General features: G+C 58.6%; 13 protein-coding genes and 1 riboswitch. Of the genes, 7 read left to right on the top strand and 6 right to left on the bottom strand.

Features of this window, described 5'->3' with window-relative positions; genetic code table 11:
* Genes BW956_RS12835 through btuB form a run of 4 tightly spaced genes read right to left on the bottom strand, consistent with a single transcriptional unit; the run spans position 1 to position 4319 of the window.
* Positions 1-1308: a cobyrinic acid a,c-diamide synthase CobB gene (locus tag BW956_RS12835; RefSeq protein WP_076463071.1), complete on the bottom strand. Its 1308-nt coding sequence runs from the start codon at positions 1306-1308 to the stop codon at positions 1-3.
* Complete coding sequence (cobO, locus tag BW956_RS12830) at positions 1305-1925, bottom strand: cob(I)yrinic acid a,c-diamide adenosyltransferase (protein ID WP_076463070.1); 621 nt, start codon at positions 1923-1925, stop codon at positions 1305-1307. Before cobO ends, BW956_RS12835 begins: the two co-directional genes overlap by 4 nt.
* Positions 1918-2496 (bottom strand): hypothetical protein, encoded by a 579-nt coding sequence (locus tag BW956_RS12825; protein ID WP_244894366.1) that lies wholly within the window; start codon positions 2494-2496, stop codon positions 1918-1920. The genes cobO and BW956_RS12825 overlap by 8 nt, the downstream gene beginning before the upstream one ends.
* A gap of 23 nt (positions 2497-2519) precedes the next feature.
* A complete protein-coding gene (btuB, locus tag BW956_RS12820) occupies positions 2520-4319 on the bottom strand; it encodes a TonB-dependent vitamin B12 receptor (RefSeq protein ID WP_076463068.1) in 1800 nt (599 codons plus the stop codon).
* Between the two features lie 388 nt (positions 4320-4707).
* A riboswitch (cobalamin riboswitch) is annotated at positions 4708-4954 on the bottom strand.
* A 437-nt stretch (positions 4955-5391) separates the two neighbouring features.
* On the opposite strand from btuB, the gene bfr (BW956_RS12815) reads away from it, so the two are divergent.
* From bfr (BW956_RS12815) to BW956_RS12795, 5 genes are all read left to right on the top strand, one after another.
* A complete protein-coding gene (bfr, locus tag BW956_RS12815; protein WP_076463067.1) occupies positions 5392-5865 on the top strand; it encodes a bacterioferritin in 474 nt (157 codons plus the stop codon).
* A gap of 3 nt (positions 5866-5868) precedes the next feature.
* Positions 5869-6336, top strand: coding sequence for a bacterioferritin (bfr, locus tag BW956_RS12810; RefSeq protein WP_076463066.1), 468 nt, complete (start codon positions 5869-5871; stop codon positions 6334-6336).
* A gap of 362 nt (positions 6337-6698) precedes the next feature.
* Positions 6699-7703, top strand: coding sequence for an ABC transporter substrate-binding protein (locus tag BW956_RS12805; protein WP_076463065.1), 1005 nt, complete (start codon positions 6699-6701; stop codon positions 7701-7703).
* A 73-nt stretch (positions 7704-7776) separates the two neighbouring features.
* On the top strand, positions 7777-8676 hold the full coding sequence (locus BW956_RS12800) for an ABC transporter permease (protein ID WP_076463064.1): 900 nt from the start codon (positions 7777-7779) through the stop codon (positions 8674-8676).
* Positions 8669-9904 (top strand): quaternary amine ABC transporter ATP-binding protein, encoded by a 1236-nt coding sequence (locus BW956_RS12795; RefSeq protein WP_076463063.1) that lies wholly within the window; start codon positions 8669-8671, stop codon positions 9902-9904. Before BW956_RS12800 ends, BW956_RS12795 begins: the two co-directional genes overlap by 8 nt.
* A 67-nt stretch (positions 9905-9971) precedes the next feature.
* Here the strand turns inward: BW956_RS12795 and BW956_RS12790 are convergent, their stop codons facing one another.
* Complete coding sequence (locus BW956_RS12790) at positions 9972-10403, bottom strand: hypothetical protein (RefSeq protein ID WP_076463062.1); 432 nt, start codon at positions 10401-10403, stop codon at positions 9972-9974.
* 106 nt (positions 10404-10509) lie between these two features.
* On the bottom strand, positions 10510-11052 hold the full coding sequence (locus BW956_RS12785; RefSeq protein ID WP_076463061.1) for an HD domain-containing protein: 543 nt from the start codon (positions 11050-11052) through the stop codon (positions 10510-10512).
* A 514-nt stretch (positions 11053-11566) separates the two neighbouring features.
* Between BW956_RS12785 and BW956_RS12780 the strand changes: the two genes are divergently transcribed.
* Both BW956_RS12780 and BW956_RS12775 read left to right on the top strand, forming a co-directional pair.
* Positions 11567-15037 carry an indolepyruvate ferredoxin oxidoreductase family protein gene (locus BW956_RS12780; RefSeq protein ID WP_076463060.1) on the top strand — a complete coding sequence of 1157 codons (3471 nt, stop codon included), beginning with the start codon at positions 11567-11569 and terminating at the stop codon, positions 15035-15037.
* Positions 15038-15115: 78 nt separating this feature from the next.
* On the top strand, positions 15116-16207 hold the full coding sequence (locus BW956_RS12775; RefSeq protein ID WP_076463059.1) for a Glu/Leu/Phe/Val family dehydrogenase: 1092 nt from the start codon (positions 15116-15118) through the stop codon (positions 16205-16207).
* Positions 16208-16231 lie beyond the last annotated feature (24 nt).

Here is a 16231-nt window from a genome sequence, read left to right as displayed (position 1 = left end):
TCAGGGCTTGAGCAGCTGTGCCACAGCCGCCGGGTTGGAGGGGAAATAGAGATGGATATAGGACGCGGTCAGTCGTTTGAGTCGATACACCGGCTCCGCTGCACGGCGGCCATTAGGGCACTCGCCTCGAGCAATCGGCTCCAGCTCGGTCTCGGTGACCGAGTGGTGAAAGGTGTGGCCGCGCAGTTCATATCCATCCAGGGTCAGACGTTGCAGCCCCAGAGCAGCAAAACGCTTCTGCATGCGCGCTTTTGCAGGCAGCAGGCCACAGAGTGAACCCGTCTGCTCGTCCAGCGAGGTCAACGCCTCACCCAGCCAGAGCATACCGCCACATTCGGCCAACATCGGCTTGCCGGCCTGATAGTGAGCCCTTACATCATCCATGAGCTGTGTATTGCCAGCCAACGCCTCCAGATGAAGTTCCGGGTAGCCGCCCGGCAGCCAGAGTGCATCCACGTCAGGCAATTGCGTATCCATCAAGGGCGAGAAGAACACCAGCTCCGCACCCTGCCGCTCAAGGGTGCGCAGATTGGCCGGATAGATAAACGAAAAGGCTGCATCTCGAGCAATACCGACGCGTACACCTTGCAACAGAGGCTCGACCGGCGGAATGGACTGCGGCTCAAAGCTGACCGCATCGGGCAGTTCGCTGCCGGCACTCTGCTCCAGAGCCTGGGCAGCCGCTTCGATGCGCTGTTCCAGATCGGCGATTTCGTCGCCCTGCACCAATCCCAGATGACGGCTGGGCAGACTGATCGCTTCGTCGCGCGGCAAGGCGCCGTACCAGCGCAAGTGCTCAGGCAAGGCATCCGCCAGCATCTGGCCATGGCCGGCACTGCCAACCCGGTTACCCAGTACACCGCTGAACGGCAGCTGCGGACGGAAGCTGGCCAGGCCATGTGCCAGCGCAGCGAACGTCTGCGCCATGCCTCCGGCATCAATGACCGCCAGCACCGGAATGCCGAAGAGTTCAGCCAGATCGGCACTGGACGGACTGCCGTCAAACAGCCCCATCACACCTTCGATCAGGATCAGGTCAGCCTCCGCCGCGGCTTCCCACAGCTGCTGTTTGCACAACTCTGGCGAGCCCATGAACAGATCCAGCTGTTCCACATCAGAGCCGACCGCATGACTCAAGATCATCGGGTCGAGAAAATCAGGCCCCGTCTTGAACACCCGCACCCTGCGCCCCTGATTGCGGTGCAATCGGGCCAGCGCGGCGGTGACGGTGGTCTTGCCCTGTCCTGACGCAGGCGCCGAAATCAGCAGCGCCGGACAGAGACGTGGTGAGGATGAAGCATGACTCACAGCTCAACGCCCTTCTGGGCGCGAATGCCGTCCTTGAAGGCATGTTTCACGACCTGCATTTCGGTCACTGTATCCGCCGCCTCAATCAACGCCTGAGGCGCACCGCGACCGGTGACCACGACATGCTGCATCGCCGGACGGTTTTTAAAGGCGGTCAGCAACTCATCCAGATCCACGTACTGATACTTCAGTGCGATGTTCAGTTCATCCAGAACGACCAGCGAGACTTCGGGATCGGCCAGCAGTTCACGGGCCTTGTCCCAGGCCGCAGCTGCCGCTTCAACGTCGCGTTCGCGGTCCTGGGTTTCCCAGGTAAAGCCTTCGCCCATCACGTGGTAGCGCACCTCGGGGAAGCGACGGAAAAACGCCTCTTCACCGGTGCTGAAACTGCCCTTGATGAACTGCACCACACCCACCTGCATGCCGTGGCCCAACGCCCGTGCCAGCATGCCAAAGGCGGAACTGCTCTTGCCTTTACCGTTACCGGTCAGCACCAGCAGCACGCCCTGGTCGCGGTCGGCACGGGCGATGGCCTGATCGACCACCGCTTTCTTGCGCTCCATTCGCGCCTTGTGGCGCTGATCACGGCTTTCGTCGTGATTCGAGTCATCACTCATGGCTGTTGATCTCCTTCCAGGTTTTGAACTGACGGCTCAGGGTATACAGCATGGCAGCCATGCCGGTATAGCCCAACAGAGTCCAGAGCTTGGCCGGGAAATACTGCTCGATACGCCCCCAAAGCCCCGCCAGGCTGGTGGTTTCAAAATTGCCGGACAGGTAGTAATAACCGCCACTGGAGAACAGGTTGCAGACAAAGGCTCCCACCAGCAGGCAGCCCAGCAGGGACCCCAGCGTTTTCAGGCTGTCCACATGCAGGCGTGCATACATGCGCCCGGCGTACCAGAGCGACGCATAGGCCGGCACCAGCATGGCGTATGCCTGGGTGATGCAATGGGATGCTGCACCGCCCAGCCCCAAAGAGCTGATATCCAGCAGCACACTTTCCAGAAACAGCAGCGGAAAGGCCCACAGCGGGCGCAGGAAAACACCGGCCAGGAAGAACACTGCCCAGGATGCGCTGGGCAGATGATCAACCGACGCAAAGTGCTGTCCACGGGTCAGCGCCATCATCAAAATCAGGCCAAGGCCCACCACCATCTGGTCACGTTGCGCCAGTTTGATCATCATTCTTCTCCTTCAGAAAGACGCCATCAGGGTGCGTAATGCAGTGACAGCCAGTAGGTACGGTCAGGCTGGTTATAACCTTTGGCGGTTTCGTACTCTTCATCGAGCAGGTTTTCGATCTTGGCTTTCAGCGCCCAGTCCTGACCCAGCTGGTAGCTGCCGCGAACATCGATGCGGGTGTAGGCTTCCAGCTCATCGCCGCCATCTTCACGTTCGCCCACGGCACGCAGGGAGCTGCCCAGCGAGTAGCGACCGAAATCACGGTCAGCCGAAACGTTCAGGGTTTTGCGCGGACGGCGTCTCAGCAGCTCGTCGGTGTTGCGATCCTTGGGATCCATCAGATCCAGGGTGGTGCTCAGATCCCAGTTGGCCAGACGCGTAGATGCCGCCAGCTCCAGGCCACGGATGCGTGCCTCGTCGACGTTCATCGGCACCCAGAACCCTTCAGCGTTGGGTGCCCAGGCGATCAGGTTATCCACATCGTTCTGATACAGGTTGGCGGACCATTCGATACCGGCATGGTCACCGGACAGGCCCAGCTCCCAGGAATCGGACTCTTCCGGTTCCAGATCCGGGTTACCCGAACCCGGCCAGTAAAGGTCGTTAAAGGTCGGTGCGCTGAATGCGGTGCCATAGCTGGCGGTCAGGCGCAGGGCGTGGGGCAGTTCCATACCCCAGGCGATGGAACCGGTGGTTTGGTTGCCGAACTGTTCGTTGTCGTCTTCACGCAAGCTGAATGCCAGGTCATGCTGTCCCAGGTACAGCTGGTAGAGGGCAAACACACCCAGATTATCGCGCTCGCCAACGGAGTAAGCGCTACTGCTGGTAACTTCATCCTGCTGATAATCCACACCCCAGGTCAGCTGGCTGTGGGAGAAGCTGTGCTCACTCTGCAGATTGGCAGTATCGCGTTGGGTTTCGATATGACTCTGGTAGACACCATCACCGTATACAGTGCCCTTGTCGCGGCTCTGGCCGGCGGTCAGGCTCAGATCCCAGTTGTTGCTAACGGCCAGGCGCAGTTCCCCGCCCAGCGTTTGCAGGCGTGACTCGTTGCTGTAGTTGTCGAAGTCGCTACCGCCATCGTATTCATTGTCGCCACGGTTCTGTGACCAGCTCAGGCGCCCTTCCAGACGATCGCTCAGCTGGTAACCGCCGCTCAGTGCGTAGGAGCGGTTGTCATAGCCATCGTCATCAGGGTTGTAACCGTAGCTGCCTTCCTGCTTGGCACTGAAGCCATCGGTGCGGTAGTCACTGATGCTCAAGTTGTACCAACCCTTTTCGTTGCCACCGGAAGCACCCAGCGTGACCTCACGCGCGGCATCACTGCCGGCGCCGACACTGAAGCGGGGATTGAAACCCTGTTCACCCTTGCGGGTGAAGATGTGTACCACACCGCCAATGGCTTCGGAGCCATATAGAGAGGAACGCGGACCGCGCACCACTTCAATACGTTCAATCTGATCGACCGCCAGATGTTCAAATGCGGTGGTACCCAGCGTCGCGGAGCCGGCCTTGATGCCGTCGATCAGAACCAATACATGTCCAGAGGAGGTGCCACGCAGGGAGATAGACGTCGCTTTACCGCGGCCACCGTTGTTAATCAGGGTCAGGCCCGGTGTGCTTTCCAGCAGTTCGGTAACGGTTTGCGCCTGTTTGCGTTCGATTTCAGCACGATCAATCACGCTGACAGAGGCCAGAGCCTGATCTGCTGTTTGCGCGGTACGCGTTGCCGTTACCAGCAGGGTGTCTGAAGAGGTCTGAGCCTGTGCGGCCACGGCGGAGCCGGCCAGCAGCACGGCTGCCGGAAGAGAAAGGTATTTCATTGTGTATTCGATTCCTTGCGCGCCCACCCGCACGCATTCTGGGTTAACGGTCGCAGGGGGAAACAAGGAACAGACAGACGCACCGGGGGTATGGCGTCAGTGCTGATCGCCCACCGCGATGCCGACTGTGTGGGAAGCTATGAATAAGTCCATGGCATCTCAGGCTCACAGGCCGTCTCACTCTCAAGGCGGACTTTTGCAGGCGTAGTGGTGCTACGTCAAAAAAGTCCAACACAGAGAGGGGGTCGGCCTGTAAGCCCCGAAGGGCGAGGCCTGAAGTGTCCATCTACGGCGTTGAGCTTTTTGCCAAGGGCTACGGCCATTGCCTGCAAAGCTCGCCTTGTATCTGAACACTTCAGGCCACGCTGAGGCGCTATAGACTTGTTCATAACTTCCCAAGCTTCAGGCCGGTCTCCGGACTCAGGCGGCAGGGTTGAATACCCTGAGCGATAACGCCTTCCCATATCCGTGGATACAGTGACATCTGTTATCGGCTCACGCCTTTACCGTTGCGGGGGCAGTGTCGGGATTGCGGATTTCAAAAAGCGAAGGACCGCGCACCGACTTCCCGTTTAAGTGCTGGGCTCAAGCGATTGAACATGCGAGCAGAGCACACCGGAAGCTGGGGCGGATAATAGGCAGTCGCGGGAGTGAGGTCAAACAGAGACTGTTCAACTGAACATGAACGTAATAAGAGTGGTGCAGATAAAAAAATCGCCACCTCCCGGGGAGTGGGAGGTGGCGCCAATCACCTGGGACACACGGCTTCAGTGCCCGTAAGTGAGTCAGACCTGTCAATGAACAAGATCTACTGTAAACAGAATCATTCTTATTTGCAACACTATTACTAAATTAATGTCCGATTATTTCGCTCGGTTTTTCAAACACTTGCGCCACGGATGGAAACGACTCTGATTTTCAATCGCCTTCCCCTTTTAACTTCAATAACTTACACATGTTTTTAACGTGCAGAACAGCAAATCTACCGCTACACTATGGCCATTATCGTTGTACACTCCGCATTCAATTAGCCGGGGCTGGTCCTGGAAACCGGTCACCAAGGGGGAACAGAATGAAGCAAGATCAAGCACTGGTGCAGCAACTGAACAAGGTGCTGACCCTGGAGCTGACATCCATCAACCAGTATTTCCTGCATGCACGCATCTTTAAAAACTGGGGTCTGGAGAAGCTCAACCACAAGGCCTACAAGAAGTCGATTCTTGACATGAAACAGGCCGACAAGCTGATCGAACGCATTTTGTTCCTGGAAGGCCTGCCCAACCTGCAGCATCTGGAACGCCTGCGTATCGGTGAAGACACTGAAGAGATGCTTCAGGGTGACATGACTCTGCAGATGGAGCAGCTCGAGCTCCTGCGCGACGTGATCGCTCAGTGCGAAGCCGCCAAGGACTACGTCAGCCGTTCCCTGCTGGTGGAGATCCTGGAACAGGAAGAAGAGCATGTTGACTGGATTGAAGCCCAGCAGCACCTGATCAGCGAAATCAGCATCCAGAATTATCTGCAGTCTGCGATTGAGGAGGACTAATCCATGAAAGGCAATCAGAAAGTCATCGATGTACTGAACAAACTGCTGGCCGGTGAACTGGCCGCCATGGACCAGTACTTTATTCACTCCGAGATGTACGCTGACTGGGGTTTGAACAAGCTGTACGAACGCATTGCCCATGAATTCGACGATGAAAAGGGCCATGCCAAACTGATGATCGAGCGTATCCTGTTCCTGGAAGGCACGCCTGATCTGGTCACCCGCGACCCCATCCATGTCGGCAAGACCGTTCCCGAGATGCTGCAGAACGACCTGAACACCGAGTACAGCGTGGCGCAGAACCTGCGTGATGCCATCGCACTTTGTGAACAGGAGCAGGATTATCAGACGCGCGCCATGCTGCGCCAGCAGCTGGAAGATACCGAGGAAGATCACGCCTACTGGCTGGAAAAACAGCTGGGCCTGATCAACAAGATTGGCCTGCAGAACTACCTGCAGTCACAGATGTAAGCACCTCGATCCTGCCGGGGCTGCGTCCGCAGCCCCGTTGCACGACGCCTGATCTCTCCACAGCGTCAGCAGCTTCAGCTATCGCAACCCTTGCACCGGTTGCTTCCCCCAAATGACCTGGCGTAAACAAACAGCACCCTCCCGCCAGTCATGAGCCCTAGTCCCAAGGCCTGGTTATTCTGGTTCATTTCTTGCTTGATTAAACAATGATCGAAATAAGCCACAGCGAACGTAATAAGAACGTTGCACTTATATAACAAAAACCTGATTGATCGTTGCAAAAAGCACATGTACCTTAAATGTCACATTTGCAACATCCGTTTGTAAACCCTCAGGCTCTGACCATCACAAGTGGAGAGAACATGAAAAAGGCACTTACAACAACCGCACTGCTGGCCGCCCTGCCGTTAGCCATGGGCAGTACGCTGGCCCAGGCCAGTGAATGTGGAAAAGTCACCATTGCCGACATGAACTGGAGCTCTGCCAGTTTGATCGCCAATGTTGACCGCTTCATCCTGGAACACGGCTTCGGCTGCGATGCATCCCTGGTACCCGGTGACACCATGCCCACCGGCACCTCCATGATCGAAAAAGCCGAGCCCGATATCGCACCGGAAATGTGGAGCAACTCGCTCAAGGAAGCCCTGGACAAGGGCGTTGAAGAGGGCCGCCTGCGCTATGCCGGCAAGTCCCTGTCTGATGGCGGTGAAGAAGGTTTCTGGGTGCCGTCCTACATGGTCGAGAAAGACCCAAGCCTGGCCACCATTGAAGGGATCAAGCAGAACGCAAAACTGTTCGAACACCCGGAAGACCCGGACATGAGTGCTTTCTACAGCTGCCCGGCCGGCTGGAACTGCCAGATCTCCGCCGGCAATCTGTTCCGCGCCATGAAGCTGGATGAAGCCGGCTTTGACATCATCGATCCGGGCTCAGGTGCCGGCCTGTCTGGCGCCATTGCCAAGGCCTACGAGCGTAAAGAACCCTGGTTCGGCTACTACTGGGCACCCACCTCGGTGCTGGGTAAATATGACATGGTCAAAGTCGATTTCGGTAGCGGTGTCGACAAGGATGCCTACGTGAACTGTATCACCAATGCGGACTGCACCGACCCGGTGGTCACCATGTATCCGCCATCACTGGTACAGACCGTGACCACCGAAGGCTTTGCCCAGCGCGCGCCGGAAGCCTATGACTACCTCACCAAACGTGCCTTCACCAACAACCAGATGAATGGCCTGCTGGCCTGGATGGAAGATAACCAGGCCGATGGCGAATACGCCATGGAGCACTTCCTGCTGGAATATGAAGATATCTGGACCGCCTGGGTATCCGAAGATGTGGTCAACAAGGTCAAGGACGCCCTGTAACTGGTTTAAACGGAACACCGCGTGACCGGGGCCTGGTCACCTGACCAGGTCCTGCCCTGACTGGAGGCCCTCCATGGCTGAATCCAACTGGTTAACAGAGATTCCGCAGCTTGAACGCAGCGAGCTGCGTGATATCCGCAAAACACTCGACACCGCCTACCGCGACTTCTCCCGCGAGCACGGCGAAATGATCGAAGCCTTTTTTGATCCCCTTCTCAGCTTTCTCGTCTGGTTTGAAAAACTGCTTCTGGCAACCCCCTGGTGGCTGGTCATCGCCGTTGTCGCCGGGCTTGCCTACCTGGCCAGCCGCTCCTGGAAGCTGAGCCTGGGCGTCGTTGTATCCTTCTTCCTGATCGGCTACTTCGGCATGTGGGAAGATGCCATGAGCACCATGAGCATCATTCTGGTCTGTACCCTGATGGCGATCATACTGGGCGTCCCCATCGGCATTCTGATGGCCCGCTCCGACCGCATGCAGACCCTGATAACGCCAGTGCTGGATGTGATGCAAACCATGCCCGCGTTTGTCTACCTGATCCCCGTAGTAATGCTGTTGGGCATCGGCAAGATCCCCGGTGTTATCGCCGTTATCATCTACGCCATCCCGCCGGTTATCCGCCTCACCAACCTGGGCATACGGCTAGTGGACAAGGATGTACTGGAAGCCGCTACCGCCTACGGCGCCAGCCCCATGCAGCGCCTATTGGGGGTACAGCTGCCCCTGGCCATGCCAACCATTATGGCGGGTATCAACCAGACCATCATGATGGCCCTGTCCATGGTTGTGATCGCGTCCATGATCGGTGTCGCCGGCCTTGGCCAGCCGGTACTGAAATCGATCACCAACCAGTACTTCACCCTGGGTCTGCTTAATGGCCTGGCTATCGTGGCACTGGCCATCATCTTCGACCGTGTGTCTCAGGCCTACGCCAAGCGGACACAGCGTCATCTGGGATGTGCAGACCATGGCTGAAGCACTGATTCAGGTTGAAAACCTGTACAAGCTGTTCGGCAGCAACCCCAAAAAGCACATGTCACTGGTGCATGAGGGCAAGAGCAAGGACGAGATCCTGGCCGCCACCGACCATACCCTGGGGCTGAAGAACATCAACCTCAGCATCAATGCGGGCGAAATTTTCGTCATCATGGGTCTGTCCGGCTCGGGAAAATCCACTTTGATCCGTCACTTCAACCGGTTGATTGACCCAACAGAGGGCGTCATCAAGGTGGAAGGCACCGATGTGATGCAGCTGGGCAAGAAGGAACTGGAAGAATTCCGCCGTCACAAGATGTCGATGGTGTTCCAGCGCTTTGGCCTGCTGCCGCATAAAACCGTGCTGGAAAACGTGGCCTATGGGCTGCGTATTCAAGGAGTGGCCAAAAGCGAAGCCCTGCAGCGGGCACGCCAATGGCTGGAGACCGTGGGTCTGGCCGGCTATGAGGAGCAGTTCCCGGCACAACTCTCCGGTGGCCAGCAACAGCGTGTGGGTCTGGCCCGCGCCCTGTGTACGGATGCGGAGATCCTGCTGATGGACGAAGCCTTCTCGGCACTGGACCCGCTTATCCGTTCCGAAATGCAGGATCAGCTGGTTCAGCTGCAGGAAAAGCTGCACAAGACCATCATCTTCATCACCCACGACCTGGATGAAGCCCTGCGTCTGGGCGACCGCATCGCCATTCTCAAGGACGGTGAAGTGGTCCAGCAGGGTGAACCGGAAGAGATTCTGCTGCATCCGGCAACCGACTACGTGGAAGCCTTTGTCCGCGACGTGAACCGGGCACGCGCCCTCACCGTGGAAACCGTGATGAAGGATCCGGCGTATCGCATCACCGCCGATACCATCAGCGGCGCACTCCAGCAGATGAAAGGCTTTGATCGTGACTACGGCTATATCGTCACGGATGAGGGTTATCAGGGCACGGTGAAAGCCGCGAAACTGGAACAGGCCTACCAGGCCGACAAGGACGCCGATCTGACCGATGCACTCTACGAGCAGATTGAGCCGGTTGAGCCTCAGGCCGTACTGGAAACGGTCATTCCCAACACTCTGGATGCGGACTATCCGTTGCCGGTGGTGGATGAACAGGGCCAACTGGCGGGTTGTCTGACGCGGGGCACCCTGGCTGAAGTACTCGGCTCGGAGCACAAGCCTGAAGCCGGCAACCCCAAAGAAGACAAGGACACCAAAGCATCCGCCTGAAGCGCCCCGCGTGCTCACCGGCAAGGCTGCCCCCTGTGGTTCTCACAGCGGGGCAGCACGCCTCTCCTCAGAGAATATAATCCGCCACCAGTACCCGTTCTGAATCGCTCATTCTGAGGCTGATCAGAATCCGTTCCACCTTTCTTCCGGCACCAGCCAACGCCTCTTCCTGCTCTACCAGACGTCGGTGCAGCGCAAATGCCGCATCTGCATCAGCTACAGGTGTGTATTCAAGACCCAGTTGATGTGAACTATTTTGCCAAAATGATTGCTCATTGCTTAAAGCAGAAGCATCAATAAAGATTATTGATAACTCAGGTGATTCTGCATGTCGCTGCCTCACCCAGCGCTCCAGATCCTCCACCCAGCAAAAGGCAAAATGCAGATCCAGCAATGACAATTGCAACACCGGCCCCTGGATAACAACCAGTCCACCGAGCATTTCCAGCTGTTCAATCAGGTTGTCAGTCGCCAGTGGCGCCGTTTCCCAGATCCGCATGCAAACCTCCCGTTATCAATCAGGCGAGAGTATACGTCACAGCAACCTTGTTGATTACAGGCATCGATACTATCGATACCAAGGCCGGATTCTTCTGTAAGGGGACTCAGGCCAGCAGCGACACCTGCATATACTCGCGGTAGCGCTCGAAGGGCAACGACGCCAGCTCCGGATCCTTGCCGGCATCATCCCAGCGGCGCAGCTTGATGGCTGCTTCAAACTGCGGCTGCTGTCGGAACTGCTCCACTTCGGCTTCGGTCATCAGGCCACCCTGATATTTCAGCGAGTGCACCGATGCCGCTGACAGGCTTTCAAAATACCCCTCTTCCACTGTGCAAAGGTAGCGCTTGGCCTGGGCATGCAGGCGTACAGGTTCGGCCACCTCGGCGCCAAACAGCGGCAGCAGATAATCCGCCCCCACCTTGTCATGACGGAAGTTGCCATGCTCGGTGCTGATCTCTTCCAGCAGGTGACCAATGTCATGCAGCAGGGCTGCCGTGACCAGTGCGGGGCTCTCTCCGGCACGACAGGCCAGCTCGGCACACTGGACACCATGCTCGGTCTGGGTGATGCCTTCGCCATAGGTATTCCGCCCCATATCCGCATACAACTGCTCAATTTCCGCGAGGATCGACTCTTTTTCCATCATCTTTAACGCCTTAAATCTGGTCTATACCAACTAAGAATATTCTAACCAGAGGCTGATGACACCGGCATGACAATGACAGGCGTCCGCAAAAAACCACACCTTTTATGAGATTGTCATGGTTACAAATCAACCGTTGACCCTGTCGCAAAAAGTCTCTAGCTTGAGGCCTGTTCTCTCCCCATAAGGGCAGCGAACTGAGAAATCGCCACAACGGCCAAAATCCGTACAAAAACAAAAAGAGTAAAGCCACCGCACCGTGATCCGGGCAGGTGGTTGAGGATTTCACTATGACAATGCACACGGCTTTCCCGGCCGGACTGCGCTTCGGGCGTGGTCTATCCGCACACTCTGCACCCTCGCTTTTTTCCTCTGGATTCATGGGCGTCATAACGCCTGCGCCTCGGATTATTTACATCTGATTCGCTGCTGAATCCGTTCCGACTCCAATTCGGTTTTCTGTCCGGTCAGGGCATCACTCTGCCTGTATCCGGCGTTTGTGGAAAAAGGTGATCCTATGCGTGACGTCAGTCTCAATGATGTTTGGGAGCGCGAATCCGGCCCGGTTTACATGACCGGCAGCCAGGCACTGGCACGACTACCCCTGTTGCAGGCCCGACTCGATTCACTCAACGGCCTGAACACCGCCGGTTTTATCTCCGGCTACCGCGGCTCGCCGCTGGGCAATTTCGACAAAACCCTCTGGCAAGCCAAGCAATACCTCAAGGACCGCAAGGTCCATTTCCTGCCCGGCGTAAACGAAGACCTGGGCGCCACCGCTGTCTGGGGCTCCCAGCAGGTCAACATGTTTGAAGGTGCCGAATACGACGGCGTGTTCGCCCTCTGGTACGGCAAGGGTCCGGGCGTCGACCGTACCGGCGATGTATTCAAGCATGCCAATGCCGCCGGCTCTTCCCAGTATGGCGGCGTGCTGGCCGTGGCCGGTGATGACCACGCCTGCAAGTCCTCCACCTTGCCACACCAGAGTGACTACGGTTTCATGGATGCGTCCATGCCGGTCCTCAACCCCAGCGGCGTGCAGGAAATTCTCGATCTGGGCCTGTACGGCTGGGCCATGTCGCGCTTCAGCGGCTGCTGGGTCGGCTTCAAGGCACTGGCCGAAGTGATGGACTCCTCCATCACCGCCAACCTGGACCTGAGCCGCATAAACATCAAGATCCCCGAGCATTTCGAGCTGCCTTCCGATGGCCTCAATGCCCGCTGGCCGGACAAACCGCTGCAGCAGGAAGAACGCCTGCACCGCTACAAGCTGGCTGCTGCCAAGGCGTTCTGTCGTGCCAACCGCCTCGACAAAACCGTCCTCAGCGCCGCTCAGCCGCGCATCGGTATCGTCACCACCGGCAAATCCTATCTGGACGTCATCCAGGCCCTGTCCGATCTGGGGCTGGGTGAAGCCGAACGTGAAGCCATTGGCCTTTGCGTGTACAAGGTCGCCATGCCCTGGCCGCTGGAGCCGGAAGGCATCTTCGAGTTTGCCTCAGGTCTGGAAGAGATTCTGGTGGTGGAAGAGAAACGCGGCCTGATCGAAGACCAGATCCGCACTCAGCTGTACAGCTGGCAGGACCAGCAGCGCCCGCGCATCATCGGCAAATGCGATGAGCTGGGAGCCGAGCTGCTGCCGTCTGTGTCCGAACTGACGCCGGCCATGGTGGCCCGCGCCATCGCCAGCCGTCTGAAAGATCGTTTCTGCACCGACCAGCTGCGCGAGCGCCTCGACTTCCTCACCGAGAAGGAATCCAGTCTGGCGCAGCCGAAGGAGCGTCTGGAGCGCACCCCGCACTTCTGCTCCGGCTGTCCGCACAACACCTCCACCCAAGTACCGGAAGGCAGCCGCGCCCTCGGTGGTATCGGCTGCCACTACATGGCCACCTGGATGGAGCGCGGCACCGACACCTTCACCCAGATGGGCGGCGAGGGCGTAACCTGGCTGGGTCAGGCGCCCTTTACCAAACAGAAGCACGTGTTCCAGAACCTGGGTGATGGCACCTATTTCCACTCCGGCCTGCTGGCGATCCGCGCCTCTATCGCCTCCGGCGCCAACATCACCTACAAGATCCTGTACAACGATGCGGTGGCGATGACCGGCGGCCAGCCGGTGGACGGCACCCTGAGTGTGCAGCAGATCAGCCATCAGCTGTACGGCGAAGGCGTGCGCCGCATCGCCGTGGTCAGCGACGATATCGACAAGTACCCATCACGGGCCGATTTTGCCGACCGCACCACCTTCCATCACCGTGACGATCTGGATGCGGTGCAGCGCGAGGTGCGCGAAATCCAAGGCTGCTCGGTGCTGATCTACGACCAGACCTGTGCCGCCGAGAAACGCCGTCGTCGCAAGCGCGGCAGCATGGTGGACCCGGACCAGCGCGTGATGATCCATGCCGATGTCTGCGAAGGCTGCGGCGACTGCGGTATTCAGTCCAACTGCCTGTCGATCCTGCCCAAGGAAACCGACAAGGGCCGCAAACGCAGCATCGACCAGTCCGCCTGCAACAAGGACTTCAGCTGTGTCCGCGGTTTCTGCCCCAGCTTCGTGACCGTAAAAGGCGGCAAGTTGAAGAAGCCGGCTGGCGTCAGCCAGGACGTCCATTTCTCCGAGCTGCCGGAGCCCAAATTTGTCGGCGAGCATGATCCCTACAGCATCCTGCTGACCGGCGTCGGCGGTACCGGTGTAGTCACCGTCAGTGCCCTGCTCGGCATGGCTGCCCACCTGGAAGGCAAGGGCGTGGCGATTCTCGACCAGGCCGGCCTGGCGCAGAAGTTCGGCGCTGTGGTCAGCCATATCCGTATCGGCAACCGTCAGGACGATATCCATGCCGTGCGCATCCCCGCCGGTGAGGCCGACCTGATGCTGGCATTCGACCTGATGGTCGCCGCCAGTGACGAGGCACTGGCCAAGCTGGATAACCGCTTCTCGCGCAGTCTGGTCAACACCGAAGCGGCCATGCCTGCGGCCTTCACCCGCAACCCGGACCTGCAATTCCCGGGCGAAGCGATGGAAGCCACTATTCGTGAGGCGTCCAAGGCAGATGGCAGCTGGTTCCTGGATGCCGGCGCCCTGGCCAAGGCGCTGATGGGCGATGGCATGGCGGTGAACCTGTTTACCGTCGGCTTCGCCTATCAGCAGGGCCTGCTGCCACTGCAGGCCGAGTCCATCGAACGTGCCATCGAGCTGAACAATGTCGCGGTCGACAAGAACAAGCTGGCGTTCCTCTGGGGCCGTCGCGCCGCTCATGACCTGGAAGCGGTCAAGGCACTGGCTTTCCCAAAACAGCAGCCCAAGGGCAATCCGTTGCAGATTCTGGAGTCGCTGGAGCAGGTGATCGAGCGCAACAAGCGCCACCTGACCGAGTACCAGAACGCCCGTCTGGCCCAGCGCTATGAAGCTCTGGTGAACAAGGTAAAACAGGCTGCCGACACCAAGCTGGGTGGCGATGCCATTCTGGTCCGCGCGGTCGCCGAAAACTACGCCAAGGTTCTGGCCTACAAGGATGAGTACGAAGTGGCCCGCCTGTTCAGCAACGGCAGCCTGCGCCGCCAGCTGGAGGAAGAGTTCGAGGGTGATTACGAGCTGGAATTCAACCTGGCACCGCCGCTATTGAGTCGCGGCAAGGACGGCGCCCGCCCACGCAAGCTGAAGTTCGGCCCCTGGATGGAGCAGGGCTTCAAACTGCTGGCCGGACTCAAGTCCCTGCGCGGCACACCGCTGGACCCCTTCGGCTATGGTGCCGACCGTCGTCTGGAACGCAGCCTGATCCGCGAGTACGAAGCTGATATTCACTGGCTACTGCAGCATCTGGAACGCGGCCAGCTGGAAGCCGGACGGACGCTGGCAGCACTGCCCAGCCGGATTCGCGGCTATGGACCGGTCAAGGAAAAGGCCTATGAGGCGGCACGGCAGGAGCGCGAGCAATTGCGCAACGCCATCCGCGCCGAAGAGGCCGATATTGCCAGCGCCGCTGCATAAAACACTATTCGATACCCAATTTAAGTCCGGCGGTGTGCCTGCGCGGCACGCCCGGCACCGATTCAGAAGGCAACGAAGATGAACGTATTTTCACATCCCGAATTCGACAACCACGAACAGGTCTGCTTCCTCACCGACCCCAAGACCGGTCTCAAGGCGATTGTCGCCGTGCACAACAGTTCCCGCGGCCCGGCACTGGGCGGCTGCCGCATGTACCCCTACGCCAGCGATGAAGAAGCCTTGCGCGATGTGCTGCGCCTGTCCAAGGGCATGACCTACAAGTCGGCACTGGCCAACCTGGATCTGGGCGGTGGCAAATCGGTGATCATCGGCGATCCGCGCCAGCACAAGACGGAAGAGTTGATGGAAGCCATGGGCCGCTGTCTGGAACAGCTGGGCGGTCGCTATATCGCCGCTGAAGACTCCGGCACCAGCGTACCGGACCTGAAAGTGATGGGCCGCTGCACCACTCAGGTGGCCGGTGTGTCCACTCACATCGGTTTCGATGGCAAGCCCAGTGATGGTGACCCTTCTCCGGCCACCGCCTATGGCACCTTCGTCGGCCTCAAGGCGGCCGTACAGCATAAGCTGGGCCGTACAGATCTGACCGGGCTGAAAGTGGCTATTCAGGGCATCGGCAATGTCGGCTACCGTCTGGCGCGTCATCTGCATGAAGCCGGTGCTCAGCTCTGGGTCTATGACATCCATCAGGACCAGATGGACCGTGCTGTCGAAGAGTTCGGCGCCACTCCGGTCAGTGCCGAAGAGATCCTCACCCTGCCGGTGGATGTAGTCGCACCCTGTGCCCTCGGTGCCGTACTGAACGACACCAGCATCCCTCAGCTGCAGGCCAAGGTAGTGGCCGGCGCTGCCAACAACCAGCTGGAACGCCCCGACCATGACGCTCTGCTGATGCAGCACGGCATCCTCTACGCCCCCGACTTTGTCATCAACGCTGGCGGCATTATCGACGTCTTCCATGGCCGCACCGGCTACGAGCCCGAGAAGGTGCGCGCCCACGTCGAGACCATCGGCGACACCCTGAGCGAGATCTTTACCCGTTCCGATCGCGATAGCCGCCCCACCGGCATCATCGCCAACGAACTGGCCGAAGAGCGCTTCGATTTTGTTCCATCGCAGCAGGATGGTTCTCTGGCCAAGGCTGGCTAATTAGCAACCTGATACAGGGGACTG

The sequence above is a fragment of the Marinobacterium stanieri genome (assembly GCF_900155945.1).
In the GTDB taxonomy this organism is placed as follows: domain Bacteria; phylum Pseudomonadota; class Gammaproteobacteria; order Pseudomonadales; family Balneatricaceae; genus Marinobacterium; species Marinobacterium stanieri.
Note: the sequence above shows the minus strand (reverse complement) of the source record. Positions and strands in the feature narration are given on the sequence as shown.

Bases quoted from the DNA above. Each gene is read 5' to 3' on its own strand.
- cobO (WP_076463070.1), bottom strand. From the start codon at position 1,925: ATGAGTGATGACTCGAATCACGACGAAAGCCGTGATCAGCGCCACAAG.
- BW956_RS12825 (WP_244894366.1), bottom strand. From the start codon at position 2,496: ATGATGATCAAACTGGCGCAACGTGACCAGATGGTGGTGGGCCTTGGC.
- btuB (WP_076463068.1), bottom strand. From the start codon at position 4,319: ATGAAATACCTTTCTCTTCCGGCAGCCGTGCTGCTGGCCGGCTCCGCC.
- bfr (WP_076463067.1), top strand. From the start codon at position 5,392: ATGAAGCAAGATCAAGCACTGGTGCAGCAACTGAACAAGGTGCTGACC.
- bfr (WP_076463066.1), top strand. From the start codon at position 5,869: ATGAAAGGCAATCAGAAAGTCATCGATGTACTGAACAAACTGCTGGCC.
- BW956_RS12805 (WP_076463065.1), top strand. From the start codon at position 6,699: ATGAAAAAGGCACTTACAACAACCGCACTGCTGGCCGCCCTGCCGTTA.
- BW956_RS12800 (WP_076463064.1), top strand. From the start codon at position 7,777: ATGGCTGAATCCAACTGGTTAACAGAGATTCCGCAGCTTGAACGCAGC.
- BW956_RS12795 (WP_076463063.1), top strand. From the start codon at position 8,669: ATGGCTGAAGCACTGATTCAGGTTGAAAACCTGTACAAGCTGTTCGGC.
- BW956_RS12790 (WP_076463062.1), bottom strand. From the start codon at position 10,403: ATGCGGATCTGGGAAACGGCGCCACTGGCGACTGACAACCTGATTGAA.
- BW956_RS12785 (WP_076463061.1), bottom strand. From the start codon at position 11,052: ATGATGGAAAAAGAGTCGATCCTCGCGGAAATTGAGCAGTTGTATGCG.
- BW956_RS12780 (WP_076463060.1), top strand. From the start codon at position 11,567: ATGCGTGACGTCAGTCTCAATGATGTTTGGGAGCGCGAATCCGGCCCG.
- BW956_RS12775 (WP_076463059.1), top strand. From the start codon at position 15,116: ATGAACGTATTTTCACATCCCGAATTCGACAACCACGAACAGGTCTGC.